We start from the raw sequence: 1690 nt of genomic DNA on the forward strand, positions 1-1690 counted from the left end.
ATGAAAATTTGGGAAGCGGAATAGTAGTAATTTATAGCTTAAAGGTTGCTGAAAGCACAGAAGTGCAAAATATTTTCGATAGTCTTAGAGCCAGAATCGAGCTAGAGAGCCGAGCCAGAGCCAGAGCGCCAGATCCGCAAAGATCCACACACCGCCTTTCGACACAGCTTACACACCGCCATTTCACCCATTTCATTTACCCCCACACTCCACGCGCGCGAAATGCCCCTCCACATATTCTAGCAGCTCTGTCTCCAGCTGCCCTGCCCTACTAGTATCCAGACCCCCAGCCATTCCCCCGCACACCCCTGCCCCCAGCAGCTCACTATATCTTATCGCAAGCGCGCGCAGTGCCGCCCCGCGATAGTGCTTCGCCTGGTGGCTTGTCCCGCTAGGGATTTCTAGCGTATAGTGTGGGCGTGCTAGCGGATATGCCTTGGCATACACCTGTGCGCGCAGATCGATAATCACATTTTCCCCAGATAGCAGCGTATCGATCTGGGGTTTTTGCGCCTTATAGAGCTTGTTTAGCGATAGCTCCTTAGATTTGTAGTTTTGATTGAGATGATAGAATGGCAGCCTATCGCTCGCACGCACCAGCCCAAAGAGATTGCTCGTAATCAGCACAGACTCCAGCAAAAACTCCTGCCCCCTAGAATCCAGCCCCGCAAAGTCCAGCGCCTTAAACGCCACCCCGCTATACAGCTCTATGGCACGCATACGCGCAGATTCTAGCAGCCTAGCACAGCGCGCCAGCACCTCGAGCTTCACACTCTTAGTGCCAAACACCCTGCCCAGCTCGCTATCATCAGCAGATTCTAGCAGCTCGATATACGCCAAAATCTGCGCATTACGCGCCTCCCTGCCGCCCCACATCTCATCATCTAGCAAGCCTATATCACACTCATCACCCCCCACATTCTCCGCAGGATTCCGCTTGCCCTCACTCGGGCTTAGAAGTATTTTCATTGTAACTCTTTTTCTGTATGATTGCGCCCATTATATCAAAAGGACTTACCACCATGAAAATATTCGCCTCCTGTATCACAAGCCTCTATCTCCTATGCCTAGGGACTATCATCGGCGGGATCATCGCCTGCGGCGCGCTTAGTGCGCCTGTGATATTCAACGCCTCCCAGTATCTCGCCGCCCTTGAGATCACAGATATGACCCGCTATGCCTCAGGGATTTTGATGACAGAGATTTTTGTCCGCTTCAACTACCTGCTAAACGCTATGGCGATTTTTATCCTTGTCTATGAGCTGCTTGCCTTTAATATCTCGTCAAAAAAGTCGTTGTTTCTCTTAGGGATTGGGATTTTTAGCGTGGTGCTTATCTTTCTTTTTACAATGTATTACACCCCGGCAATCATTGCTGCCCAAGCCGATGGCGCAGCCGCCACTGCCACAGATGAGTTTGAGAGTCTCCATACCCAAAGTGAAATGATCTTCCAGATTCTACTTATCTCACTAAGTGCTTCGTTTTTATGGCGTGTGTATCTCCTGCGCTTTAGCCTGCCAGCAGCGACAGCAAAATCCCGCAAAAAGTAGCCTCCAAACTACCCCCCCAAACCCTGCACCAGCCTACGGCTATCTTGCTTCAGCCCACCCAGAGTCCCTAGAATCTAGGGGGTGTGTTTTTTTTTTTTTTTGATTTTGCTATAATCGCGGCTTTGATTTCTTGCTTTAAG

General features: G+C 50.3%; 2 protein-coding genes. One reads left to right on the plus strand and one right to left on the minus strand.

Features of this window, described 5'->3' with window-relative positions:
• Positions 1–192: 192 nt before the first annotated feature.
• Positions 193–969 (minus strand): peroxide stress protein YaaA, encoded by a 777-nt coding sequence (gene yaaA, locus Q0171_RS08405; protein WP_299328950.1) that lies wholly within the window; start codon positions 967–969, stop codon positions 193–195.
• A 53-nt stretch (positions 970–1022) separates the two neighbouring features.
• Here yaaA and Q0171_RS08410 point away from each other — a divergent pair, with 53 nt between their 5' ends.
• Positions 1023–1550: a DUF4149 domain-containing protein gene (locus Q0171_RS08410; RefSeq protein WP_299328953.1), complete on the plus strand. Its 528-nt coding sequence runs from the start codon at positions 1023–1025 to the stop codon at positions 1548–1550.
• The last annotated feature ends 140 nt before the right edge of the window (positions 1551–1690 follow it).

It is taken from the genome of uncultured Helicobacter sp., assembly GCF_937906905.1.
Taxonomy (GTDB): domain Bacteria; phylum Campylobacterota; class Campylobacteria; order Campylobacterales; family Helicobacteraceae; genus Helicobacter_B.